At 72.4% G+C, this 22,108-nt stretch carries 23 protein-coding genes; 9 read left to right on the top strand and 14 right to left on the bottom strand.

Going from position 1 to position 22,108, the window contains the following annotated elements; all coding sequences use genetic code 11:
- Nucleotides 1–19 precede the first annotated feature (19 nt).
- Complete coding sequence (locus ACZ63F_RS03370; protein ID WP_469708226.1) at nucleotides 20–1,477, bottom strand: aldehyde dehydrogenase family protein; 1,458 nt, start codon at nucleotides 1,475–1,477, stop codon at nucleotides 20–22.
- Between the two features lie 116 nt (nucleotides 1,478–1,593).
- On the opposite strand from ACZ63F_RS03370, the gene ACZ63F_RS03365 reads away from it, so the two are divergent.
- Together ACZ63F_RS03365 and ACZ63F_RS03360 are read left to right on the top strand one after the other, a co-directional pair.
- Nucleotides 1,594–2,022, top strand: a complete 429-nt coding sequence (locus ACZ63F_RS03365) for a MarR family winged helix-turn-helix transcriptional regulator (protein ID WP_391370033.1) — start codon at nucleotides 1,594–1,596, stop codon at nucleotides 2,020–2,022.
- Nucleotides 2,023–2,196: 174 nt separating this feature from the next.
- Nucleotides 2,197–2,589: an anti-sigma factor antagonist gene (locus ACZ63F_RS03360; RefSeq protein WP_469708224.1), complete on the top strand. Its 393-nt coding sequence runs from the start codon at nucleotides 2,197–2,199 to the stop codon at nucleotides 2,587–2,589.
- A gap of 84 nt (nucleotides 2,590–2,673) precedes the next feature.
- Here the strand turns inward: ACZ63F_RS03360 and tuf are convergent, their stop codons facing one another.
- The 3 genes from tuf to ACZ63F_RS03345 all read right to left on the bottom strand — a co-directional run bounded on the left by tuf (nucleotide 2,674) and on the right by ACZ63F_RS03345 (nucleotide 5,663).
- Nucleotides 2,674–3,867: an elongation factor Tu gene (tuf, locus tag ACZ63F_RS03355; RefSeq protein WP_469708222.1), complete on the bottom strand. Its 1,194-nt coding sequence runs from the start codon at nucleotides 3,865–3,867 to the stop codon at nucleotides 2,674–2,676.
- A gap of 65 nt (nucleotides 3,868–3,932) precedes the next feature.
- Complete coding sequence (locus tag ACZ63F_RS03350; protein ID WP_469708220.1) at nucleotides 3,933–4,889, bottom strand: ribose-phosphate diphosphokinase; 957 nt, start codon at nucleotides 4,887–4,889, stop codon at nucleotides 3,933–3,935.
- Nucleotides 4,890–4,946: 57 nt separating this feature from the next.
- A complete protein-coding gene (locus tag ACZ63F_RS03345; RefSeq protein ID WP_469708218.1) occupies nucleotides 4,947–5,663 on the bottom strand; it encodes an SDR family oxidoreductase in 717 nt (238 codons plus the stop codon).
- A gap of 77 nt (nucleotides 5,664–5,740) precedes the next feature.
- Between ACZ63F_RS03345 and ACZ63F_RS03340 the strand changes: the two genes are divergently transcribed.
- The gene (locus ACZ63F_RS03340; RefSeq protein ID WP_469708216.1) at nucleotides 5,741–6,553 is read left to right on the top strand and encodes a helix-turn-helix transcriptional regulator; all 813 of its coding nucleotides are present in this window, start codon (nucleotides 5,741–5,743) and stop codon (nucleotides 6,551–6,553) included.
- Between the two features lie 224 nt (nucleotides 6,554–6,777).
- Nucleotides 6,778–7,410: a DUF4230 domain-containing protein gene (locus tag ACZ63F_RS03335; protein WP_352366637.1), complete on the top strand. Its 633-nt coding sequence runs from the start codon at nucleotides 6,778–6,780 to the stop codon at nucleotides 7,408–7,410.
- Between the two features lie 62 nt (nucleotides 7,411–7,472).
- Here the strand turns inward: ACZ63F_RS03335 and ACZ63F_RS03330 are convergent, their stop codons facing one another.
- From ACZ63F_RS03330 to ACZ63F_RS03305, 6 genes are read right to left on the bottom strand one after another with little or no spacing between them, the layout of a single operon-like run.
- Nucleotides 7,473–9,236: a complex I subunit 5 family protein gene (locus ACZ63F_RS03330; protein WP_469708214.1), complete on the bottom strand. Its 1,764-nt coding sequence runs from the start codon at nucleotides 9,234–9,236 to the stop codon at nucleotides 7,473–7,475.
- Nucleotides 9,236–9,583 (bottom strand): NADH-quinone oxidoreductase subunit K, encoded by a 348-nt coding sequence (locus ACZ63F_RS03325; protein ID WP_469709312.1) that lies wholly within the window; start codon nucleotides 9,581–9,583, stop codon nucleotides 9,236–9,238. The genes ACZ63F_RS03330 and ACZ63F_RS03325 overlap by 1 nt, the downstream gene beginning before the upstream one ends.
- A gap of 11 nt (nucleotides 9,584–9,594) precedes the next feature.
- A complete protein-coding gene (locus tag ACZ63F_RS03320; RefSeq protein WP_469708212.1) occupies nucleotides 9,595–10,335 on the bottom strand; it encodes an MnhB domain-containing protein in 741 nt (246 codons plus the stop codon).
- Nucleotides 10,332–10,586, bottom strand: coding sequence for a Na(+)/H(+) antiporter subunit B (locus ACZ63F_RS03315; RefSeq protein ID WP_352366605.1), 255 nt, complete (start codon nucleotides 10,584–10,586; stop codon nucleotides 10,332–10,334). The genes ACZ63F_RS03320 and ACZ63F_RS03315 overlap by 4 nt, the downstream gene beginning before the upstream one ends.
- Entirely contained in the window at nucleotides 10,579–11,031 is a 453-nt protein-coding gene (locus ACZ63F_RS03310) for an MrpF/PhaF family protein (RefSeq protein ID WP_469708209.1), read from the bottom strand. Before ACZ63F_RS03310 ends, ACZ63F_RS03315 begins: the two co-directional genes overlap by 8 nt.
- A complete protein-coding gene (locus tag ACZ63F_RS03305; protein WP_469708207.1) occupies nucleotides 11,028–11,210 on the bottom strand; it encodes a hypothetical protein in 183 nt (60 codons plus the stop codon). The genes ACZ63F_RS03310 and ACZ63F_RS03305 overlap by 4 nt, the downstream gene beginning before the upstream one ends.
- A gap of 483 nt (nucleotides 11,211–11,693) precedes the next feature.
- On the opposite strand from ACZ63F_RS03305, the gene ACZ63F_RS03300 reads away from it, so the two are divergent.
- Together ACZ63F_RS03300 and ACZ63F_RS03295 are read left to right on the top strand one after the other, a co-directional pair.
- Nucleotides 11,694–12,251, top strand: coding sequence for a VanZ family protein (locus ACZ63F_RS03300; RefSeq protein ID WP_469709309.1), 558 nt, complete (start codon nucleotides 11,694–11,696; stop codon nucleotides 12,249–12,251).
- Nucleotides 12,252–12,417: 166 nt separating this feature from the next.
- The gene (locus ACZ63F_RS03295) at nucleotides 12,418–13,662 is read left to right on the top strand and encodes a ricin-type beta-trefoil lectin domain protein (protein WP_469708205.1); all 1,245 of its coding nucleotides are present in this window, start codon (nucleotides 12,418–12,420) and stop codon (nucleotides 13,660–13,662) included.
- A 12-nt stretch (nucleotides 13,663–13,674) separates the two neighbouring features.
- Here ACZ63F_RS03295 and ACZ63F_RS03290 read toward each other — a convergent pair whose 3' ends face one another.
- The gene (locus tag ACZ63F_RS03290) at nucleotides 13,675–13,932 is read right to left on the bottom strand and encodes a hypothetical protein (protein WP_469708203.1); all 258 of its coding nucleotides are present in this window, start codon (nucleotides 13,930–13,932) and stop codon (nucleotides 13,675–13,677) included.
- Between the two features lie 67 nt (nucleotides 13,933–13,999).
- Here ACZ63F_RS03290 and ACZ63F_RS03285 point away from each other — a divergent pair, with 67 nt between their 5' ends.
- The 3 genes from ACZ63F_RS03285 to ACZ63F_RS03275 all read left to right on the top strand — a co-directional run bounded on the left by ACZ63F_RS03285 (nucleotide 14,000) and on the right by ACZ63F_RS03275 (nucleotide 17,005).
- Entirely contained in the window at nucleotides 14,000–15,037 is a 1,038-nt protein-coding gene (locus ACZ63F_RS03285) for a PHP domain-containing protein (RefSeq protein ID WP_469708201.1), read from the top strand.
- Nucleotides 15,038–15,086: 49 nt separating this feature from the next.
- On the top strand, nucleotides 15,087–15,749 hold the full coding sequence (locus ACZ63F_RS03280; RefSeq protein WP_469708199.1) for an HAD family hydrolase: 663 nt from the start codon (nucleotides 15,087–15,089) through the stop codon (nucleotides 15,747–15,749).
- 293 nt (nucleotides 15,750–16,042) lie between these two features.
- Nucleotides 16,043–17,005 carry an SDR family NAD(P)-dependent oxidoreductase gene (locus tag ACZ63F_RS03275; RefSeq protein WP_469708197.1) on the top strand — a complete coding sequence of 321 codons (963 nt, stop codon included), beginning with the start codon at nucleotides 16,043–16,045 and terminating at the stop codon, nucleotides 17,003–17,005.
- 12 nt (nucleotides 17,006–17,017) lie between these two features.
- Here ACZ63F_RS03275 and nrfD read toward each other — a convergent pair whose 3' ends face one another.
- From nrfD to fdh, 3 genes are read right to left on the bottom strand one after another with little or no spacing between them, the layout of a single operon-like run.
- Nucleotides 17,018–17,971 (bottom strand): NrfD/PsrC family molybdoenzyme membrane anchor subunit, encoded by a 954-nt coding sequence (nrfD, locus tag ACZ63F_RS03270; protein WP_469708196.1) that lies wholly within the window; start codon nucleotides 17,969–17,971, stop codon nucleotides 17,018–17,020.
- Nucleotides 17,968–18,840 (bottom strand): 4Fe-4S dicluster domain-containing protein, encoded by an 873-nt coding sequence (locus tag ACZ63F_RS03265; protein ID WP_469708195.1) that lies wholly within the window; start codon nucleotides 18,838–18,840, stop codon nucleotides 17,968–17,970. Before ACZ63F_RS03265 ends, nrfD begins: the two co-directional genes overlap by 4 nt.
- Nucleotides 18,837–22,082, bottom strand: coding sequence for a formate dehydrogenase (gene fdh / locus ACZ63F_RS03260; protein ID WP_469708193.1), 3,246 nt, complete (start codon nucleotides 22,080–22,082; stop codon nucleotides 18,837–18,839). Before fdh ends, ACZ63F_RS03265 begins: the two co-directional genes overlap by 4 nt.
- Between the last annotated feature and the right edge of the window lie 26 nt (nucleotides 22,083–22,108).

Genomic DNA, 22,108 nt, shown 5'->3' with positions numbered 1-22,108 from the left:
GACTCCTGGTCTGCGGGGCTCAGTCGAGCGAGACGACGACGGACTTGGCCTTGGTGTAGGCGGCGAGGGACTCGGGACCGTACTCGCGGCCGAAGCCGGAGGCCTTCACGCCGCCGAAGGGGACGGCGGGGTCGAGCAGCGCCCAGTCGTTGACCCAGACGATCCCGGCCTGGAGGCGGGCGGCGACCCGGTGCGCGCGGGCCAGGCTGCCGGTCTGGACGCCCGAGGCGAGGCCGTACGCCGTGGAGTTGGCGAGGGCGACGGCCTCGTCCTCGGAATCGAAGGGCTGCACGGTGAGGACCGGGCCGAAGATCTCGTCCTGGATCACCCGGGAGTCGTTCGGCAGGTCGGCGACGACGGTCGGCCGGTAGTAGAAACCGCCGTTCAGGTCGAGGCGTTCGCCGCCGCAGACGATGCGGCCGCCCTCCTTGCGGGCGAGTTCGACGTACTCCTCGACCTTGCGCAGGTGCTTCTCCCCGGCCATCGGCCCGACCACGGTCGCCGGGTCGCGCGGGTCGCCGACCGGGACGCCGGGGACGGCCTCGGCGAGGATGCCGAGCAGGGTGGCGTAGACCGGACGGGCGACCAGGAGGCGGGGACCGCCCATGCAGAACTGGCCGGTGTTGAAGACGAAGGCCTTGATGACCGCGCCGACGGCTTTCTCCAGGTCGGCGTCCTCGAAGACCAGGTGGGCCGCGTTGCCGCCGAGTTCCACGGTGACCGGCTTGAGCGCCGCCCCCGCCGTGCTCGCGACGTGCCGTCCGACGGCGGTGGAGCCGGTGAAGGCGACCTTGTCGACGCCCGGGTGGCGCAGCAGGGCCTCGCCCGCGACCGGTCCGGCACCGGTGACCACGTTCAGCACCCCGTCGGGCAGGCCCGCCTCCTGGAACAGGCGGGCCATGTACAGGGCACTGAGCGGGGTCTCGTCGGCGGGCTTGTGGACGACCGTGTTGCCGGCGGCGAGGGCCGGGCCGATCTTCGAACCGGCAAGGATGAGCGGGAAGTTGAAGGGGGTGATGGCGGCGGCCACGCCGACCGGCTCCCGCCGGGTGTAGGCCAGGGCGTTCATCGGGACGTCGCGCACGGCACCGTCGAGCGAATGGGCGAGGGCCGCGAAGTGCTCGTAGTCGTTGGCCGCGTTGGTGACGTCGACGGCCCGGGCGAGCGTGATCGGCTTGCCGACGTCGAGGCTCTCCAGGGCGGCCAGCTCCTCGGCGTTCGCCCGGATCAGCTCGGCGACGCGGTGCAGCACACGGCCGCGCTCCCGGCCGCCGAGTCCCGTCCACTCCCCCGCGTCGAAGGTCGCGCGGGCCGCGCGGACAGCGGCGTCGACATCGGCGGCGCCGGCCTCCGCGACGGTGGTGATCACCTGGCCGGTGGCCGGGTCGGTCACCTCCGCCCGGGCCCCGTCGGCGGCCTCCCGCCACCGCCCGCCGATGAACAGCTGCCCCGGTCCGGTCTCGAAGGTGGTCGTCATGGCCCACTCCCAGCGTCGATCGCCAAGCCTTCAACAAACAGGATTCCTGTTGGTTGCGTCCCTGGCCCGCAGTCTGGTTACAGACAGGATTCCTGTCAATGCTCTAGGGTGGACGCATGGTCGGTACAAAGACACGCCCCTCGCTGCTGTACATGGTCAAGCAGGTGGAGCTGGTGGTCCGTTCACACCTCGACGAGCTGGTGAAGCCCGCCGGGATCACCGCGCTGCAGTACACGGCCCTGACCGTCCTGGAGCGCCACGACGGCCTGTCGGCGGCCCAGCTGGCCCGGGACTCGTTCGTCACCGCCCAGTCGATGGCCGACCTGGTGCGATCACTGGAGACGCGCGGGCTGATCCGCCGGGAGCGCAATCCGCGCAACCGGCGCGAGCTGCTGATCCTGCTGACCGACGCCGCGCGCGAGCTGCTCGCCGGGGTCGCGGGCCCGGTGCGGGAGCTGGAGGAGCGGATGGTCCGCGAGCTCACCGCACACCAGGAGGAGCAGTTCCGCCAGGCACTGAGCAAGGCGTGGCACGCGCTGTCCTGACCGGGCACCAGGGCTCTCACGTGCCCGTTCCCCGGCTGTCGCGCACGCCACAGAAAATGGCGAGCCGAAGCAGCAGACATATGTCAATCGAACATGCTCAAATTCCCTCCATCGAGGGTAACTTGCAGGGCGGGGAACGGAATTGAACCGGCAGGGGTGGGAGGGGATGTCGTCGTGCGCCAGGAACCCCGGCAGGATCCCGCGTCACTCTCCCGGCACCTGCGCATCCACCAGGACCGCGGCCACACGGTGCTGGAGCTGCGGGGCGAGATCGACATCGCGGCGGCCACGGAGATCGCGCCCCACCTGGACCGGGTGACCGCCCAGGAGAACGCCCGGGTGGTGATCGACCTGCTGCCCGTCGAGTTCTTCGACTGCTCGGGGCTGCGGCTGCTGTACCGGGCGCGCAGCCGGGTGCTGGAGCGCGGCGGACAGCTCCAGCTGGTCTGCACGCACCCGCTGACCCTGCGGGTGCTGAAGGTGACCGGTCTGTCCCGGCTGCTGCCGCCCAGGCCGACGCTGGACGCGGCCCTGGACCAGCCCGAGGCCACGTCCGGCACCTTATGACACCGTTGCCACTGTGCTCACCCGGGAGCCCGCCGCGCCGGTCACCGTCGTCACTTGAGGATCCCGGTCACCTGAGGATCCTGGTCACTTGAGGATCCTGGTGACCTGACCGGCACCGACGGTCCGCCCGCCCTCGCGGATCGCGAACTTCAGGCCCTCCTCCATCGCGACCGGCTGGATCAGCTGGACGTGCACGGTGGTGTTGTCGCCCGGCATCACCATCTCGGTGCCCGGGGGCAGGGTGACGACGCCGGTCACGTCGGTGGTGCGGAAGTAGAACTGGGGGCGGTAGTTCTCGAAGAACGGGGTGTGCCGGCCGCCCTCGTCCTTGGAGAGGATGTACGCGCGCGCCTCGAACTCCGTGTGCGGGGTGACCGATCCGGGCCTGATGACGACCTGGCCGCGCTCCACGTCGTCCCGCTTGATCCCGCGGAGCAGCAGCCCGACGTTCTCCCCGGCCCGGCCCTCGTCGAGCAGTTTCCTGAACATCTCCACGCCGGTGACCGTGGTCCGCGTCTTCTGCGGGTGGATGCCGATGATCTCGACCTCGCTGTTGACCCGCAGCACACCGCGTTCGATCCGGCCGGTGACGACGGTCCCGCGGCCGGTGATGGTGAAGACGTCCTCGATCGGCATCAGGAACGGCCGGTCCACGTCCCGCACCGGCTCGGGCACGAACTCGTCCACGGCGTCGAGGAGTTCGAGCAGGGCCGCGGTCCACTGCGGGTCGCCCTCCAGGGCCCGGAGCGCGGAGACCCTGACCACCGGGACGTCGTCGCCGGGGAACTCGTACTCGGTGAGCAGCTCGCGCACCTCCAGCTCCACCAGTTCCAGGATCTCCTCGTCGTCGACCATGTCGGTCTTGTTGAGCGCGACGACGATGTACGGCACCCCCACCTGGCGGGCCAGCAGCACGTGTTCCTTGGTCTGCGGCATCGGGCCGTCGGTGGCGGCGACCACCAGGATCGCCCCGTCCATCTGGGCGGCCCCGGTGATCATGTTCTTGATGTAGTCGGCGTGGCCGGGACAGTCCACGTGCGCGTAGTGCCGGCGTTCGGTCTGGTACTCGACGTGCGCGATGGAGATGGTGATGCCGCGCTGCCGTTCCTCGGGCGCCCTGTCGATCTGGTCGAACGGGGTGAACGGGTTGAGCTGGGGGAACTTGTCGTGCAGCACCTTGGTGATGGCCGCGGTGAGGGTCGTCTTGCCGTGGTCGATGTGCCCGATGGTGCCGATGTTCACATGGGGTTTCGTCCGCTCGAACCTGGCCTTCGCCACTGGGGGCCTCCCGTTCGCCTCGGTGCCGCCGAGCGCGGTGCAGCGCTACAACTCCTCCTTCCTGTCTAGAGGTTGCGCGGCTCGTCGAACAGGGCGCTCACGGACTCACCGTTGTGAATACGGCGTACGGCCTCCGCCAGCGCCGGGGCGATGGACAGGATCCGCAGCTTGTCGGTGTGCTCCTCGGCCGGTACCGGCACGGTGTTGGTGCAGACGATCTCCAGCACGTCGGGCTGCTCGCTCAGCCGCTTGAGCGCGCCGGCCGCGAACAGCCCGTGGGTGCAGGCGATCCGGATCGACCGCGGCGGACCCAGCTCCCTGATCTTTTCCAGGAGTTCGATGACCGTGCTGCCCTTGGCGATCTCGTCGTCGAGCACGATGACGTCCCGGCCGGCCACCTCACCGATCACCGAGCTGATGGTGACCCGGTCGTCCGGGTAGCGCTGCTTGGCACCGGCCGCCACCTGGGCACCGATCAGCCGGGCGAAGGCGGCGGCCTCCTTGGCGTTGCCGAGGTCGGGTGAGACGACGGTGGTGCGCGACAGGTCGTACCGCCTGAAGTGCGCCGCCAGTTCGCGCAGCGCGTGCAGGTGGTCGACCGGCACCGAGAAGAAGCCGTGCACCTGCGGGGCGTGCAGGGTCATGGCGAGGACCCGGCTCGCGCCGGCGGCCACCAGGAGGTCGGCGACCAGGCGGCCGCCGAGCGAGATGCGCGGGGCGTCCTTCTTGTCGGAGCGGGCGTAGGAGTAGTGCGGCATGACGACGGTGATCCGGCCCGCGGAGGCACCGCGGGCCGCGTCGCACATCAGCAGCAGCTCCACCAGGTGCTCCTGTACCGGCCGCACCAGCGGCTGGATCAGGAAGACGTCCCGCTCCCGGCAGTTGGCCTGGAGCTGCACCTCAAGGCAGTCGTTGGCGAACCGGCTGACCCGTGTCGGGCTGAGCGGCACCCCGAGGTGCGCGCAGACCTCCTCGGCCAGCTCGGGGTGGGCGCTGCCGCTGAAGACGGCGATGTCTCGCACGATCCGCTCCTCGCATGATCAATACGGGCTACGGGCTCATGCTACGGACTGCCGCTCTCACCACGGCACCGGTGTGCCGTCCCAGGAGAAGAACCCGCCGGTGGGACCGTCGTCGGGCAGCAGTGCCAGCCGCACGGCCCCCCGCGCGCCCTCGGCCGGATCGCCGCCCCCGACGGCCGCACCGGGCACGAGGCCGGTGGCCCGCCGTCCGGGGGCCAGGGCGTTCACCTTGATCCCGGCCTCGGCCAGCTCCTGGGCGTACAGGACGGTCAGCGCGTTCAGCGCGGTCTTGGCGGAGCGGTAGGCGGCGGACCGGGGGCTGCCGTGGGCGAACTGCGGATTGGGCCCGGTACTCCAGGCGAGGGACGCGGTACCGCTGGAGACGTTCACGACGCGCGGGTGGGCGGAGCGGCGCAGGGCGGGCAGGAAGGCGTTGGTGACCGCGACGACGCCGAAGACGTTCGTCTCGTACGTCTGCCGGAAGTCCTCGATGCCGGTCTCCGAGGGGGTGCCCGTCACCGGCTGGATCCCCGCGTTGTTGACCAGGACGTCGAGGCGGCCGACGGAGGCGGCGGCCCGGGCCACGCTGCCGGGGTCCGTGACGTCCAGCACGAGGAGCCGCGCGTTCGCGCCGATCTCTGCCACGGCCCGCTCACCGCGCTCGGCGACCCGGGAACCGACGTGGACCTGGAAGCCCTCCTCGGCCAGCAGTGTGGCGACATGGAACCCGATGCCCGTGTTGGCACCGGTGACGAGTGCTGTGCGATCGTTCATGACAGCCACGGTCCCCCGGCCGCGTCCGCCCTGCCAGGGACCGTCTGTACCAGGCGGACCGAGGAGGCGGTGACGGCATGCCGAGGCAGGAACTGGCCCGTTTCCTGCGCGAGCGCCGGGCGGGGCTGCGCCCGCAGACGGTGGGGCTGCCGCCGGGCACCGACCGTCGCACCCCCGGGCTGCGCCGCGAGGAGGTCGCCGAGCTGGCGCACATGTCGGTCGACTACTACATCCGCCTTGAGCAGGCCCGCGGCCCCCGCCCCTCCCCGCGCGTCCTGGACGCCCTGGCCGGGGCGCTGCGGCTGGCCCCCGCCGAGCGCAGCCACCTCTTCCGGCTGGCCGGCTCCGGCGCACCGCCGCCCGGCAGCGCGGCGGTACGGCGGGTCCGACCGCACGTGGCCCACCTGCTGGAACGGCTTCCGGACACCGCCGCGATCGTCACCGACGCGGCCTACGGCCTGGTGGCCTGGAACCCCCTCGCCCAGCTGCTGTTCGGCGGCGACCTCGGACACGGCACGACCAACCTGGCGCGGCGGCGCTTCCTCGGCGAGGGGCGCATGTACGAGAGCTCCAGTGCCGAGGAGTCCGGGCACGTCGTGGTGGCCCGGCTGCGGCGGGCCGCCGAGCGCTATCCGCACGACGCGCAACTGGCCGCCCTGCTGGACGACCTGCGCGCCGGGAGCGAGGACTTCCGGCGGATCTGGGCGAACCATCCGGTGCACGCCCCCGGCCACCGCACCAAGGTCCTCGACCATCCGGAGCTCGGGCGGCTGCGCCTGAACTGCGACGTCCTGCTGGTGCCGGAGGACGACCAGGAGGTCGTCCTCGTCACCGCGGACCCGGGCTCGCCCACCGCCCGCCGCATCGCGGAGCTGGCCGGGCGCGCCTGACCGGCCTTCGGGACGCGACGGCGGCCGACGGCCGTGGGGCACGTTCCGGCATCGCGTGTATCAGTCCTGACCCAGCTGTCTCAATCAGCCGACAACGCGGTCTGGCAAGGCTGTTGGCGGGCATTCGTCTCGTTGGAAAGGAGGACCGTCACATGGCGAGTTCCACCAAGGAGAGCAAGGCGAGCTCCACTCAGGAGGCTCCCGTCACGGCCCGGCCCCGGCGTATGCCCGGCTGGGCGAAACTGGTCACCGCGCTGGTGCTGGTGCTCGTGGTGCTGTTCGCCGGGATCAAACTGGCGGTGCTGCCCGGGATCAAGGACCTGTTCGGCACGGAGACCCGCGACAACACCGGCCCGGCGCTGCTCAAGTCCATCCAGGACATGAGCCGTTACGACGCGGCCTCCGGCAACTTCCAGGTCGTCGTGGACCTGGAGAAGGACGCCAAGTACCTGCCCAGCGCGATCCGCGGCACCCGCACCCTGTACGTCGGCGCGGGCACCGTCGACTCCTACGTCGACCTCGGCAAGATCGCCCAGAGGGACGTGACGGTCAACGCCGACCGGACCGAGGCCACCATCCGGCTGCCGCACGCGCAGCTGGGCAAGGCCACCCTGGACGCCGACCACTCCTACGCCGTCTCCAAGCAGCGCGGTCTGCTGGACCGGCTCGGCGACCTGTTCTCGGACAACCCGAACAGCGAACAGGCGGTGCAGAAGCTCGCGGTGAAGCACATCTCGGACGCGGCCAAGGACAGCGGGCTGACCACCCGCGCCGAGACCAACACCACCGGCATGCTGGAGGGCCTGCTGCACTCCCTCGGCTTCACGGAGGTGCACGTGTCCTACGGGACGGTCTGACCGGCACCGGGTCACCGGCCGGATCGACGGCGGGTCACCCGGCCGGGTGACCCGCCGGGTGATCAGCCGCCCAGCACCCCCGGCGCCGCCAGCGCACCGAGCGCGGCGGCGCCGACCAGCAGCCAGGCCACGTAGTCCCCGACGTGCCCGGACTGCAGGCGGCGCACCGGCAGCGCCCGGCCCCTCGCCACGAGCAGGCCGGGCCGGGCGACCGCGAGGGCGGCCAGGCCGAGGGCCAGCAGGGTGGAGAGGCAGCCCAGCAGGACCCCGGCCGCCGTCCAGTGCACGGCGGCGGCCGGGGCGCCGCCGGAACCGGCCCGGGCCACGGCACGCGCCACCACCCCGCTGAAGCCCGGGGCGAGGCCGACGGCGAGGGCCCCGGCCAGCAGCACCGCGGGGACGACGGTCATCGTGTCCGGGATCCGGCCGAGCCGGTCCTCGGTCTCCGGCTCCTCCCCGGACCCGGTGGTCTCGTAGGCGTCACCCCGCGGCGGCCTGTCCCCGAGGCCGAGGAAGACCCGGGCCGCGACGCGCAGCACCGCGCCCGCCGTCACCGCCGACACGACGACGTAGAGCACGGTCAGCGGGGCCCCCACCGCCTCCTCGGCGACCGACTTGCCGAGCCCGGTGCCGAACGGCGGCAGCCCCGCGAGCGCCAGCCCGCCGAGCCCGAACAGCACGCCCACCGTGCGCAGTTCCCGGGCCCGCCCGTGCAGCGCGCGTTCGTCGACGTTGCCGTAGCGGTCCAGGAGGACGCCCGCACAGGCGAACAGCGCCGCCTTCACCCCGGCGTGGCCGAGGAGGTACAGGGCGATGCCGGCGTCGCCCTCCGGGGTGAGGACACCCAGGCCGACGAGGAACAGGCCGGTGTGCGCGATCGTGGAGAAGGCGAGCAGCCGCTTGATGTGCCGCTGGTGCCAGCACATGAACGCGCCGAGCGCGGCCGTGCCCACCCCGAGGACGACCAGCGCCCGCTCCAGGTCGGCCGCCGGGATGCCGCCGGGCCCGGCGAAGACCGTGCCGTACACCCGCCAGACGCCGTAGGCGCCGAGTTCGACCATGACCCCGGACAGCAGCATGCACACCGGGGTGGGGGCCACCGCGTGGGCGTCGGGGAGCCAGAAGTGGAAGGGGGCGGCGGCCGCCTTGACCAGCAGCGCGGTGAGCACCAGGACGAAGGCGGCGAGGACCAGGGCGTCCGGGCGGCCGTGCGCGTCCAGGCCGCGGCCGATCTTCGTCATGGACAGTTCGCCGGTGCGGGCGTAGAGCAGGCCGATGCCCGTCAGCATGGCGTACGCGCCCAGGGAGTTGACCACGCCGAAGGTGAGCGCGCCCTGGACGGCCTTCGGCTCGTCGATGCGGTAGCCGGTCAGCGCGTAGGCGACGACGCTCATCAGCTCGAAGAACACGAAGGCGTTGAACAGGTCGCCCGCGATCGCGAACCCGCACATCCCGGCCTGGAAGACCAGCATCAGGGCCGGGTACGAACCCGCGTGCCGGCTCGGCGGCTCCGCGAAGTAGCGCCAGGAGTACGCGAGGGCGGCCAGCGTCAGCAGGGAGACCAGGGCGGCCATGCCGAGGGCAGGTCCGTCGCCGGTCAGGACGATCCCGACGCTCTCGCCGCCGACCGGGCGCCAGCCGCCCACCCACTCGGTCATCGGCGGCTCGGAGTTCAGCAGCAGGACCAGTGCGAGGGCGCAGGTCGCCGCGCAGGCCGCGCAGGCGAAGGCCTCGGCCGCGAGCCGGGGCAGTCGGCGGCCCCCGGCGACCAGCAGGGTGGCGCCGAGCAAGGGGACGGCCACGAGCAGCGGCAGCAGATGGTGCATCAGCCGCGCAGCTCCGTCAGATCGTCGGGATCGACGGTGCCGTGCCGCTTGGCGACCTGCAGGACCAGCGCCAGCAGCAGCGCGGTGACGGTCGCGCCGACCACCACGTCGGTCAGGGCGAGGGCCTGCACGACGGGGTCGACGAGCGGCCGGGTGCCGGGCCTGAGGTCGGAGAAGACGGGTGCGGTGCCGCCGTCGCGGTAGCCGACCGCGAGCAGCAGGACGTACGTCGACGACTGGCAGACGGCGAGGCAGCCGACGGCGTGGATCAGGTTCCGGCTGGTGGCGAGGCCGTAGCAGCCCGTCAGGAAGATCCAGACGGCGACCAGATAGGGGAAGACGTGCATCACGGCGGGGCTCACGTCCCGTTCTCCTCCTCGATCTCGACGGCCTGGTCGAGGAAGCGGGCGAGCAGGACGACGACCGCGCTCGCCACCTCCATGCCGATGGCCGCGTTCAGCAGGGGGACCAGTCCACCGGAGGACAGCGTGTTGAACGTGCCGTACGGCAGCAGGGTGTTGGCGAGGAAGGCGGTGCCGGCCAGCACCCCGGCGAGGCCCAGCACCACGAAGGAGCAGGCGGCGAGGGAGTCGGTGACCTCGAAGACGCCGATCGGGCGGACGCGTTCCAGGGCGCGGTAGTCGGCGCCGAGGTACAGCAGGTGCAGTGCGGTCGCGGCGACGACCCCGCCCTGGAAGCCGCCGCCCGGGCTGAGCTGGCCGTGCGCGATCACGTACAGGCCGGTGACCAGGGCGACGGGCACCACCAGGAAGGCGTACCGGCGTACCGGCCGGGCGACTTCGGCGGGGAGCGGGTCGGCGCGGTGCTCGTCCCGGGCCTGGCGCAGCAGCACCACGCAGCCGAGGACGGCGGCGAACAGGATGCTCATCTCGCCGAGCGTGTCGTAGGCCCGCTGGTCGAAGTTGACGGAGGAGATGACGTTGGCGGTGTGCCGGGCGAGGGAGGCGCGCACCGCCCGTTCGCCGTACGGGTGGCCGCGCCGGCCGAAGGCGGGCAGGTCGAGGCAGGCGGCGACCAGCAGGGTGCCGAGTCCCGCCCCGCCGACGGCCAGGAGCCAGAGCCTCAGCCGCCGGCTCACTTGTCGTCCTGCTTCCCGCCCCGCTTCACCTTGCGGACCGACAGCATGATCAGCAGCGGGGTGAGCGCGGAGCCGACGGCGAGCTGCGACAGGCCGACGTCGGGGGCCTGGAGCACGGTGAACACCACGCCGAGCAGCAGCCCGAGGACGGCGAGGACCAGGGCCTGACGGGCCGGGTCGCGGGTCGCCACGGCCGCGGTCGCCGAGGCCGCGGTCAGCAGCAGCGCGACGACGATCACCGCGTCAGCCACCGCGCACCCCCCGGAAGCCGCCCGACAGCGCGCGGGAGGCGACCACGTTCCCGCCGATCAGCAGGGCCCCGATCACCAGGAGCTTCACCATCGCCCGGCCCGGTCCGGTGACCGCGCACAGCACGAGCACGACGACCGCGCCGACCGCGGCCGCGGTCCAGGTCAGTCCCCAGGCGGCGGGCCGGTCGCCCGCCAGGTCGTCGGCGAGCAGCCGGGCGAAGACCAGGGTGCCGACCGGGCCCAGCAGGGCCAGCAGCAGCGCGAGATCGACGTAGGAGGTGCGGCCGTAGCCCTGGGCGAGGAGCAGCAGGCTGGGGCAGACCGCCGTGGTGGAGAGGTTCTGGGCGATCACGCGGCGGCTCAGCGGGCCGGTGGCCACGCCCCACAGGGCCGCGCCGCCGCCCGCGGCCAGCAGGACGGTCGCCGCGAGGATCCAGCCGTTCACCGCCAGCTCACCGCCCGCCGCCCGGCGCGGGCCAGCAGGGCGCCGACGGCCGCCGCGCTCGCGCCGACGACCCGCTCCAGGGTGTCGACGGTGCTGATGAGAACCAGCCAGAGCAGGGCCAGTACGACCCACCATGCCAGCAGCTCGGCCGCGGCGACGAGCGCCGTACGCATGGTCATACGCCGCCTCCTCGAGCCGTCATGGGGCGAGATGTCCGCTTCGCCGCTTCTGCTATCCAAGCACCGCTCCGGGCGGCCGGAGCGGCGGCACGCGGGAACGCTGCCGGAGTACCCGGGGAGCGTGGACGGAAACGGGCGGTGTGCCCCGGGCGCCGCCGGGAGGCGGGCATCTTGGAGCGCTTCGCGGGTAACAGCGCTACCACGCCGCCAAGTTCACGAGTGGAGGACCGGATGGCCAGCGCCGCCTCGCGCCTGCGTACCGCCAAGGGCGACCCGATCAAGGGGTCGGAAAAGGGCAGCAGCCCCGGCAGGAGCGCCGGGCTGTTCGAAAGGGCCGCGGGCCTGGTGAAGGGCCGTCGCACCGCGGCCGGGTCCACCACGGAGAAGGGCGGCACCGCGAAGCCGGTGGCCACCGGCAAGAGGAGCGGCACGGCGAAGGACAGCGGCACGGCCACGAAGGGCACCACGGGGAGCAGGGGCGCCATCGGCTGGGCCCGCGGCTTCGGCAGGAGGACCGCCCCGGGCAAGGCACCCGGCAAGGCGTCCGGCAAGGCGTCCGCCAAGGCCGGCGCCGACGAGCGCCGTCCGCTCCCCCTCCCCCTGCGCCTGCTGGCCATGATGTGCGCCTTCGTCGTGATGGTGGCGTTCGCGGTCGTCCTCGCCAAGCTGACGCTCGATCCGTCCCCCGCGTCGGTGTCGATCGCGCACACCAATCTGCACCCCGGCGCCACGCTCAGGATCTATCTGGACCAGCCCGCGTTCCGTGACGCGGTGAAGCAGATCGGCGGCAACATCCTGCTCGGCGTCCCGTTCGGGATCCTCGTGCCGGTGCTCGCGCCCGGCGCCCGGGGCGTGTTCCGGGTGCTGCTGCTCACCGCGATCGTGATGCTGCTGGTGGAGATGGCGCAGGGCGCGCTGGTCACCGGCCGGGCCTTCGACGTGGACGACGTCATCCTCAACACCACGGGGGCGCTGGTCGGTTGGGTGCTGCTGGGCCGCCGGCTCGGTCGAGCGGTGCACGCCCGCAAGCGGAAGGCCTGACGGCCGGGCGGGCGTCCGGAACCAGCCATCAGATCGTCCTGTACTGGTCCGTACCAATGTATTGACGCGTCACTTATCTCACTCCTTAAATCAAGAGGCGTCACCCTTACCCCCCACTCCGGCCGAATGCCTCCCCGCAACCGGCCGCCGTACGGAAGGGAGAGCCATGGCCTCCCCACGACTGCTCCGCAGATGCCTCTTCGCCGCTCTGTCCGCCGCCGCCCTGGTCGGGTCCGTCGCGGTCGGTCCCGCGCACCGGGCCGAGGCGGCCGACGCGAGCGCGGCCGCCGTGACCTTCTCCGACAACTTCGACGGGGCCGCCGGTTCGCCGGTCGACTCCTCGAAGTGGACGCTGGAGACCGGCGACAACGTCAACAACCACGAGCGCGAGTACTACACGTCGGGCACCAACAACGCGGCCCTCGACGGCCAGGGTCACCTGGTCATCACGGCCAAGAAGGAGAACCCCGCCAACTACCAGTGCTGGTACGGCACCTGCCAGTACACCTCGGCCCGGATGAACACCTCCGGGAAGTTCAGCGCCCAGTACGGGCACGTCGAGGCGCGGATGAAGATCCCGCGCGGGCAGGGCATGTGGCCGGCCTTCTGGATGCTCGGCACCGACATCGGGTCGGTCGGCTGGCCGAACTCCGGTGAGATCGACGTGATGGAGAACGTCGGTTACGAGCCGTCGACCGTGCACGGCACCATCCACGGCCCCGGCTACTCCGGCTCGAACGGGATAGGTGCCGCCTACTCGCTGCCGAACGGCCAGGCCTTCGCGGACGGCTTCCACACCTTCGCGGTCGACTGGGCGCCCAACTCGATCAAGTGGTCGGTCGACGGCACCGTCTACGAGACCCGGACCCCCGCCGACGTGGGCGGCAACACCTGGGCCTTCAACAAGCCGTTCTTCCTGATCCTGAACCTGGCCGTGGGCGGCTACTGGCCGGGGGACCCGGACAGCTCGACCGCCTTCCCGGCGCAGCTGGTCGTGGACTCGGTGTCGGTGACGACCAGCGACAGCGCGACCGGGGTCGCGATCAAAGGCCTGACCGGCAAGTGCGTGGACGTGGCCGGGGCGAACACCGCCAACGGCACGCCCGTCGACCTCTACGACTGCAACGGCACCGCCGCGCAGCAGTGGACCGTCGGCAGCGACGGCACCATCCGCGCACTCGGCAAGTGCCTGGACGTCACCGGCGGCGGCACGGCGGACGGCACGACCGTCCAGCTCTACGACTGCAACGGCACGGCCGCCCAGAAGTGGGCCGTGTCCTCGGCGCACGACATCGTGAACCCACAGGCGAACAAGTGCCTGGACGTCACCGGCAACAACTCGGCCAACGGCACCCGGCTGCAGATCTGGACCTGCTCGGGCGGCGCCAACCAGAAGTGGACGGTCGGCTGAGCGCAGCGCGCCCTAGCGGCGTGCCGGGCGGGGCGTCCAGGTGAACTTGTCCCCGCCCACCCAGCGGACCACGTCCGGGTCGTCCAGGTCGTGGACGTGGATCCCGAAGGACGCGGCCACCTCCAGCACGTCCGTGACGGTGCGCGCCTGGCAGACCACCTCTCCGTCGATCTCCACGATGCGGAAGGGCGGGGTGCCGGGCTTGCCGGTCATGACCCCGAGCACCAGGATCCGCGGCTGGGAGATGTACGGGCTCGCTATCTCGGTCATGCAATCGAGGGTAGATCTCCTGGGGCGGAAGTGACCGGCCTGAGTCACCCTGGCGGTGGAGGTGGCCATGGATCCCGTCGAGGCGCTGGAACGCATCGCCTTCCTGCTGGAACGGTCGCTGGCGCCCACCTACCGGGTCCGCGCGTTCCGCACCGCCGCACGGGTTCTGGCCGCCCTGCCCGCCGACGAGGTCGCCGCACGGGCGCGGGCCGGGACCCTGGAGTCGCTGCGGGGCGTGGGCCCGAAGACCGCCCAGGTGGCCCAGGAAGCGCTGGCCGGAGATTTGCCCGGATATTTGCGCAGACTTGAGGAAGAAGCGGACAAACCCGCGACCGGTCCCGGGTCCGGGCTGCGGGAGCTGTTGCGCGGGGACTGCCACCTGCACTCGGACTGGTCCGACGGCGGCAGCCCGATCGAGGAGATGGGCCGCACCGCGGCGGCCCTCGGGCACGACTGGGCGGTGCTCACCGACCACTCCCCCAGGCTCACCGTGGCACGCGGGCTGTCCCCGGAGCGGCTGCGCGAGCAGCTGGCCGTGGTGGCGGAGCTCAACGCCTCCTGGGCGCCGTTCCGGCTCCTCACCGGCATCGAGTGCGACATCCTGGAGGACGGCTCGCTGGACCAGGAGCCGGAGCTGCTGGAGCGGCTCGACGTGGTGGTCGTCTCGGTCCACTCCAAGCTGCGGATGGACGCCCGCTCGATGACCCGGCGCATGGTGGCCGCCGTCCGCAACCCGCACGCCGACGTCCTCGGCCACTGCACGGGCCGCCTGGTCACCGGGCGGGGGCGGCCGGAGTCCGAGTTCGACGCGGACGAGGTGTTCGCCGCCTGCGCCGAGTCCGGTACGGCCGTGGAGATCAACAGCCGCCCCGAGCGGCTCGACCCGCCCCGCCGGCTGCTGCGCCGGGCCGTCGGCGCCGGGGTGCTGTTCGCGATCGACACCGACGCCCACGCCCCCGGCCAGCTGGACTGGCAGATCCTCGGCTGCGCCCGGGCGGAGGAGTGCGCGGTGCCCGCCGACCGGGTGGTGACCACCTGGTCCGCGGAGGAGCTGCTGGACTGGACCCGCGAGGGAAGGCTGCCGGCACGCGTGACCGGCGCCTGACGCGGTACCCGGTGCTCCGGGGCCGTACCACAGGAAGGGGCACCGAGCGATGGACCGGGCTGCCGTGTTCGACGTCGACGGGACCCTCGTCGACACCAACCACCTGCACGTCACGACCTGGTGGGAGGCCTTCAGACAGGCCGGCCACGAGGTCACCATGAACGCCGTGCACCACTCCGTCGGGCTCGGCTCGGGGGACCTGATCGCCCATCTCCTGGGCGAGGACCGCGACAAGAGCCAGGACGACGTTCTCAACGCCGCGCACACCGCGCTGTACGGGCAGTTCTTCGACCGGCTCGCACCGCTGCCGGGCGCCGGCGAGCTGCTGCGGCGCCTGCACCGGGACGGCTGGCGGGTGGTGCTGGCCACCTCGGCGAGCGGCCGCGAGCTGGCCGCGCTGCGCCGCGCGATCGACGCCGACGACGCGATCGACGCCACCGCGAGCGCCGACGACGTGGCCCGCGGCAAACCGGCGCCGGAGCCGGTGGAGCACGCCCTGGAGCTGGCCGGAGTGCCGGCGGACCGGGCGGTGTTCATCGGGGACACGGTCTGGGACATGCGGGCGGGCACCAAGGCCGGGGTGCGCTGTGTGGGGGTGCTGTGCGGCGGGATCCCCCGCTCGGACCTGGTGGCCGCCGGGGCGGAGGAGATCTATGCCGACCCCGCCGACCTGCTCGGTTCGCTGGCGGACAGCCCGCTGGCCATGGAGTGACACGCGTCACGTGTGGCTCCGGAACAGCCAGGAGTGGTTGTCCGTTGAACCAGCCGTGGGTGCGGATGGGACAGTGTCCCCGGGCCTCACCTCCAGCCCACAGGGACGATCGTTCGGCTGAAGCCCTGTGGAGCCCTTCGCCGAGAGGCGACCGCCATCCGTGCCCACCACCTGACCGCCCCGGCCGCGAATCCCCCGTCGCGACCGGGGCTTTCCCCTGTTCGGGGCTGCGCCCGACGTCACGGAAGCGCACGCTTGACTTCGAGCGCACTCCAATTCGTAGCGTTCGGGTCATGAGCGCTACGACACCTCAGCACAAGATCGGTTCCGGCTTCGGCGCGGACAGCACGGCCGACGAGGTCCTGGCCGGGCTCGACCTCGGCGGCCGGCTCGCGATCGTCACCGGCGGCTACTCCGGGATCGGGCTCGAGACCACCCGGGCCCTCACGAGGGCCGGCGCCCACGTCGTCGTCCCCGCACGGCGCGCCGAGACCGCACGGGAGGCGCTGACCGGGCTCGAGGGGGTCGAGGTGGGCGAACTCGACCTCGGTGACCTGGAGAGCGTGCGTGGCTTCGCGGAGCGGTTCCTGGCCTCCGGGCGGACCGTCGACTTCATGATCGACAGCGCCGGGATCATGGCCTGCCCCGAGACCCGGGTCGGGCCCGGCTGGGAGGCCCAGTTCGCCACCAACCACCTCGGGCACTTCGCCCTCGTCAACCGGCTCTGGCCGGCCCTCGCGCCCGGCGGCGCCCGGGTCGTGTCGGTCTCCTCGCGCGCCCACCACTTCTCCGGGATGCGCTGGGACGACGTCCAGTGGCGCCGCGGCTACGACAAGTGGCAGGCGTACGGCCAGGCCAAGACCGCCAACGTGCTGTTCGCCGTGCACCTCGACCGCCTGGGCCGGGACGCGGGCGTACGCGCCTTCGCCCTGCACCCCGGCGGCATCATGACCCCTCTCCAGCGGCACATCCCCCTCGCGGAGAAGATCGAGCGCGGCTGGGTGGACGAGCAGGGCAACCTGCTGGAGGTCGCGGGCCTGAAGACGCCCGAGCAGGGCGCGGCCACCCAGACCTGGGCGGCCACCTCCCCCCAGCTGGCGGACCTGGGCGGGGTGTACCTGGAGGACTGCGACGTCGCCGAGCCCGCCGTGGAGGGCGAGCCGACCGGCGTGAAGGCCTGGGCCGTGGACCCGGAACAGGCCGCCCGGCTCTGGGACCTGTCGGCGGAGCTGACGGGCGTGAACGCGTTCGCCTGAGGGCCCGGCGGGTCAGGCGGCTTCGGCGCGCTCCCGCTGCGGGACCACGGTGTACTTCGGGTCCTCCGCAGACGCCACGCCCGCCGCGAACACGCCGAACCGCGTGCAGGCCGAACCGGCCAGCAGCGCGAGCCCGGAGGCGGCCGCGGGCACCCGCCGGCCGCCGAGCAGGGCGGCTCCGAGCGCACCGCCCGCGGTGAGGAACCGCGCGGCCCGCAGCAGCATCCCGGCGCGCCCGTCCTTCCAGGTCTCGGCGACCAGGCCCAGCCGCCGCTCGGCGGCCCGCTCCGCCGCCGCGTCGGCCAGCGCCGCCAGCCCGGCCGCACAGCGCGCGGGCGTGTTCTCCAGGGTCGGCCCGGTCACCAGGGCCATGCCGGCCGCCGCGGCCGTGGCCGACGCGGCGAACAGGTACGGCAGCTCCCGGTGGGCGCCGTGCCAGGCCGGTACGGCGGTGTCGGCGGCCAGCACCGCGGTGTACGTGGCGAGCGCCGGTCCCAGCAGCCCCGCCGCGCCGGTCGCCGCGCCCCCGAGCCGCGGCAGCCGGCCGCTGACGGCGCTGGCGGCGGCCGCCCCCGCCGCGGGCCCGTAGGCCCCGAGCAGCCAGGAACCCATGCTCATCGGCGAGGTGGGCTTGAACACCCGCAGCATGTTCGCGAACCGGCCCGGCCTGCCCAGGTCGTGGATGAGCGCGGCGGCCGAGAGGGAGACGGCGGTCAGCGACGACACCTTGAGCGCCGTGGCGGTCGTCGTACGTCCCGTCAGGTGCGCGCCGGCCGCCAGGACCGACCCCGCGCCCGCCAGCCCGCCGAGGAAGAAGTACCCGGCGATGTCGGGGGCGGCCCAGGACGGCGGCTTGATGACCGGACGGCCGTAGTAGGACTCGAACTCGGCCCGGGGAACGACCGGTTGCTCACCCCGGCCGCCCCGGCCGCGCCGCCTGCGCCCGCCGCGCTCCGGCTCGCTCATCGCCGGCCCCTTCCTGTCGTCGTTCCTGCCGCGGCCGCGGCCGCGAAGCAGGCGGCCGCACCGCCCAGCAGGGAGAGGGCGGCGACGCCCGCGTGCTTCCACATGGCGGGCAGGTCGCGGGTGGTGACCACGGGGGCCGGTGGCAGCCCGTACACCTCGGGTTCGTCCAGCAGCAGGAAGAACGCGCCGTCGCCGCCGACACCGTCGTCCGGGTCGTGGCCGTACAGCCGGGCGTCGGCGACGCCCTGTTCGTGCAGCTGGTCGACGCGCAGGGCGGCCCGCTCGCGGAGTTCGTCGAGGGGACCGAACTGGATGGACTCGGTCGGGCAGGCCTTGGCACAGGCCGGCTCCTGTCCCGCGCCGAGCCGGTCGTAGCACAGCGTGCACTTGAACACCCGCCCGTCGGCAGGGCGTTGCTCGATGACGCCGTAGGGGCAGGCGGGCACGCAGTAGCCGCAGCCGTTGCAGATGTCCTCCTGGACGACGACCGTGCCGAACTCGGTGCGGAACAGCGCCCCGGTGGGGCAGACGTCGAGGCAGGCGGCGTGGGTGCAGTGCTTGCACACGTCGGAGGACATCAGCCAGCGCATGTCCCCGGGGCCGTCGCCGTGGCCCGGCCCGCCGTCCACCGGCGCCGGCCCGCCGTCCACCAGGGGGAGCTCGGTACGGCCGTCCGGGCGGGGCTGTTCGACGAAGGCCACGTGCCGCCAGGTGGAGGCGCCGAGCGCCCCGGTGTTGTCGTAGGACATGCCGGTCAGGGAGAGGCCGTCCTCGGGGATGGCGTTCCACTCCTTGCAGGCGACCTCGCAGGCCTTGCAGCCGATGCAGACGGAGGTGTCGGTGAAGAATCCGACGCGTTCCTGGGTCACTTGCGTACCTCCGTTCCGGTGGCCGCGGTGATGCCGGCCCGCCTGCGGTACTCGGCGACCAGCTTCGGCAGGTCGGGGCCGCGGGGGCGGCGGCCGGGGAGGATGTCGGCGGAGAGTGCCTTGTCCTCCTGGATGTGGGCGTTGGGGTCGAGGGCGATGGCCACCAGCTCGTTGGCCGCGTCTCCGGTCGACACGCCGTTGGGGCCCCAGTGGAAGGGCAGGCCGATCTGGTGGACGGTGCGGCCCTGGACCCGCAGGGGGCGGATGCGGTCCGTGACCAGCACCCGCGCCTCGACCGCGTTGCGGGCGGTGACCACGGTGGCCCAGCCGCCGTTCTCCAGGCCGCGTTCTCGGGCCAGGGCGGGCGAGACCTCGCAGAAGAACTCCGGCTGCAGTTCGGAGAGATACTCCGACCAACGGCTCATGCCCCCCGCGGTGAAGTGCTCGGTGAGGCGGTGTGTGGTGACCACGTACGGGTACACCTCGGCGCCCTTCTCGTCGCCGCTCGGGTGGTAGCGGTTGCCCTCCCGGGGCAGCAGCTGGCGCACCGGGTTGCGCGGGACGGACGGGTACAGGGCGTTGGGGAACGGGGAGTCCTGGGGTTCGTAGTGGGTGGGCAGCGGACCGTCCTCCAGGCCGGCCGGGGTGTACAGCCAGCCCTTGCCGTCGGCCTGCATGATGAACGGGTCGTCGCCACGCAGCGCGGCCACGCCCTCGGCGTCGTCGTCGGGTTCGTAGCCGGGTGGGCGGTCGGGCACGAAGTCCGGGACGTCCCGGCCGGTCCACTTCCCCTCCTCCGCATCCCACCAGAGGTACTTCTTGCGCTCGCTCCACGGGGTGCCGTCGGGGGCGGCGGAGGCGCGGTTGTAGAGGATGCGGCGGTTGGCGGGCCAGGCCCAGGCCCACTCGGCGGCCACCCAGTCCTGCTCCCACCCGGGCTTCTTGCGGGCGGCCTGGTTGACGCCGTCCGCGTAGACACCGCAGTAGATCCAGCAGCCGCAGCGGGTGGAGCCGTCCTCCTTGAGCTCGGTGTAGGCGCTCAGCGGGCCGCCCTCGGGGCCGTGGCCGCTGATCTCGGCGAGCACGGCGTCGGCGACCGGCTCCTCGAGTTCGCCGCTGACCGGATAGTCCCAGGCCAGGTCCAGGATCGGCCGGTCCATGGGGTCTGTGGAGCCGGCCAGCTTCTCACGGATGCGGCGGCCCAGGTGGTACATGAACCACAGGTCGCTGCGGGCGTCGCCCTCCGGCTCGACGGCCGCGTGGTGCCACTGCACCCAGCGGTTGGTGTTGGTGAAGGAGCCGGACTTCTCGGTGTGGGCGGCGGCCGGGAAGAAGAACACCTCGGTGCCGATGTCCTCGGTGCGCAGTTCGCCGGTCTCGATCTCGGGGCCGTCCTTCCACCAGGTCGCCGACTCGATCAGGGAGAAGTCCCGGACCACCAGCCACTCCAGGTTGGCCATGCCGAGGCGCTGGAGACGGGTGTTGGCGGAGCCGACGGCCGGGTTCTCGCCGAGCAGGAAGTAGCCCTTGCAGTCGCCGTCGAGCTGGGCCATGACCGTGTCGTAGGTGGAGTGCGAGCCGGTCAGCCGCGGCAGGTGGTCGAAGCAGAAGTCGTTGTCGGCGGTGGCCGCGTCACCGTAGTACGCCTTGAGGAGGCTGACGGTGTAGGACCGCATGTTCGACCAGAAGCCCTTCACCGTACGGCTCGCCTCGATGAAGTTGTCCAGGTTCATGTCGGCGTGGGCGTGCGGCATCGGGATGTAGCCGGGCAGCAGGTTGAACAGGGTCGGGATGTCGCTGGAGCCCTGGATGGAGGCATGACCGCGCAGGGCCTGGATGCCGCCGCCGGGGCGGCCGATGTTGCCGAGCAGCAGCTGGAGGACGCTCGCGGCGCGGATGAACTGGCTGCCGGTGGAGTGCTGGGTCCAGCCCACCGCGTAGACGAAGGCACTGGTGCGGTCGGGCCCGGAGTTGGCGGTCAGGGCGTCGCAGACCTTCCGGAAGGACTCACGCGGGATGCCGCAGATGTTCTCGACCATCTCGGGGGTGTAGCGGGCGTAGTGGCGCTTGAGGATCTGGTACACGCAGCGCGGGTGCCGCAGCGTCTCGTCGGTGGGGGCGCGGTGCCCGGTGCGGGCGCCGCCGGAGCCGTGGGCCTCGGCGCCCGCCGCCTTCCGGGTGCGTTCGTCGTACTGTTCGTCGGCCTCGCCGGTGGGCTGCTGGACTTCCACGCCCTCGTACTGCCAGCTGCTGGGATCGTAGTGGGCCTTCTCCTCGTCGAGGCCGGAGAAGACGCCGTCGAGGTCCTCGGTGTCCTGGAAGTCCTCGCTGACCAGGGTGGCCGCGTTGGTGTACTTCAGGACGTACTCGCGGAAGTCCTTCTCCTCGGACAGGACGTGGTTGATGATCCCGCCGAGGAAGGCGATGTCGGTGCCCGCGCGGATCGGTACGTACAGGTCCGAGACGGCGCTGGTGCGGTTGAAGCGCGGGTCTACGTCGATGATCGTGGCGCCGCGCAGCTTGGCCTCCATCACCCACTGGAAGCCGACCGGGTGGCACTCGGCGAAGTTGGAGCCCTCGATGACGATGCAGTCCGAGTGCTGGAGGTCCTGCATGAAGGTGGTGGCGCCGCCGCGGCCGAAGGAGGTGCCGAGCCCGGCGACGGTGGAGCTGTGGCAGACCCGGGCCTGGTTCTCCACCTGGACCACGCCGAGGCCGGTCAGCAGCTTCTTGATGAGGTAGTTCTCCTCGTTGTCGAGAGTCGCGCCGCCGAGGCTTGCGATGCCCATGGTGCGGGCGGTGCGCATGCCCTCGTACTCCCACTCCCAGGTCTCGCGCCGGGTGCGGATCACCCGTTCGGCGACCATGTCCATCGCCGTGTCCAGGTCGAGGGGCTCCCAGTCGGTGCCGCCCGGCCGCCGGTAGAGGACCTGGTGCTCCCGCGCGGGCCCGGTGGTGAGCTGGAGGGTGGCCGAGCCCTTGGGACAGAGCCGGCCGCGGCTGACCGGGGAGGCGGGGTCGCCCTCGATCTGGACGACCTTCTCGTCCCGGACGTAGACCTGCTGGCCGCAGCCGACCGCGCAGTACGGGCACACCGACTGCACGACACGCTCGGCGGCCTCGGTGCGGGGGCGCAGGTTTTCGGTGTGCGAGGACTTCGCGGCCGCGCCCCGGCCGGTGCGGTCGGGGCCGGTGAGCTGGCGGTAGACGGGCCAGGAGCGGAGCCGGTCGGCGAGGGTCATGTGCGTTCCTCCCAGGTCCTTCGGTG

This window comes from Streptomyces sp. NPDC104761 (genome assembly GCF_055583445.1).
The sequence above is the reverse complement of the archived record's forward strand: the minus strand, read 5'-3'. Positions and strand labels throughout refer to the sequence as shown.

Excerpts from the sequence above, each read along its gene's own strand:
- ACZ63F_RS03330 (WP_469708214.1), bottom strand. The coding sequence starts at position 9,236 with ATGCACCATCTGCTGCCGCTGCTCGTGGCCGTCCCCTTGCTCGGCGCC.
- ACZ63F_RS03365 (WP_391370033.1), top strand. The coding sequence starts at position 1,594 with ATGGTCGGTACAAAGACACGCCCCTCGCTGCTGTACATGGTCAAGCAG.
- ACZ63F_RS03275 (WP_469708197.1), top strand. The coding sequence starts at position 16,043 with ATGAGCGCTACGACACCTCAGCACAAGATCGGTTCCGGCTTCGGCGCG.
- ACZ63F_RS03335 (WP_352366637.1), top strand. The coding sequence starts at position 6,778 with ATGCCCGGCTGGGCGAAACTGGTCACCGCGCTGGTGCTGGTGCTCGTG.
- fdh (WP_469708193.1), bottom strand. The coding sequence starts at position 22,082 with ATGACCCTCGCCGACCGGCTCCGCTCCTGGCCCGTCTACCGCCAGCTC.
- ACZ63F_RS03295 (WP_469708205.1), top strand. The coding sequence starts at position 12,418 with ATGGCCTCCCCACGACTGCTCCGCAGATGCCTCTTCGCCGCTCTGTCC.
- ACZ63F_RS03280 (WP_469708199.1), top strand. The coding sequence starts at position 15,087 with ATGGACCGGGCTGCCGTGTTCGACGTCGACGGGACCCTCGTCGACACC.
- ACZ63F_RS03285 (WP_469708201.1), top strand. The coding sequence starts at position 14,000 with ATGGATCCCGTCGAGGCGCTGGAACGCATCGCCTTCCTGCTGGAACGG.
- ACZ63F_RS03290 (WP_469708203.1), bottom strand. The coding sequence starts at position 13,932 with ATGACCGAGATAGCGAGCCCGTACATCTCCCAGCCGCGGATCCTGGTG.
- ACZ63F_RS03370 (WP_469708226.1), bottom strand. The coding sequence starts at position 1,477 with ATGACGACCACCTTCGAGACCGGACCGGGGCAGCTGTTCATCGGCGGG.
- nrfD (WP_469708196.1), bottom strand. The coding sequence starts at position 17,971 with ATGAGCGAGCCGGAGCGCGGCGGGCGCAGGCGGCGCGGCCGGGGCGGC.
- ACZ63F_RS03325 (WP_469709312.1), bottom strand. The coding sequence starts at position 9,583 with ATGCACGTCTTCCCCTATCTGGTCGCCGTCTGGATCTTCCTGACGGGC.
- ACZ63F_RS03305 (WP_469708207.1), bottom strand. The coding sequence starts at position 11,210 with ATGACCATGCGTACGGCGCTCGTCGCCGCGGCCGAGCTGCTGGCATGG.
- ACZ63F_RS03340 (WP_469708216.1), top strand. The coding sequence starts at position 5,741 with ATGCCGAGGCAGGAACTGGCCCGTTTCCTGCGCGAGCGCCGGGCGGGG.
- ACZ63F_RS03345 (WP_469708218.1), bottom strand. The coding sequence starts at position 5,663 with ATGAACGATCGCACAGCACTCGTCACCGGTGCCAACACGGGCATCGGG.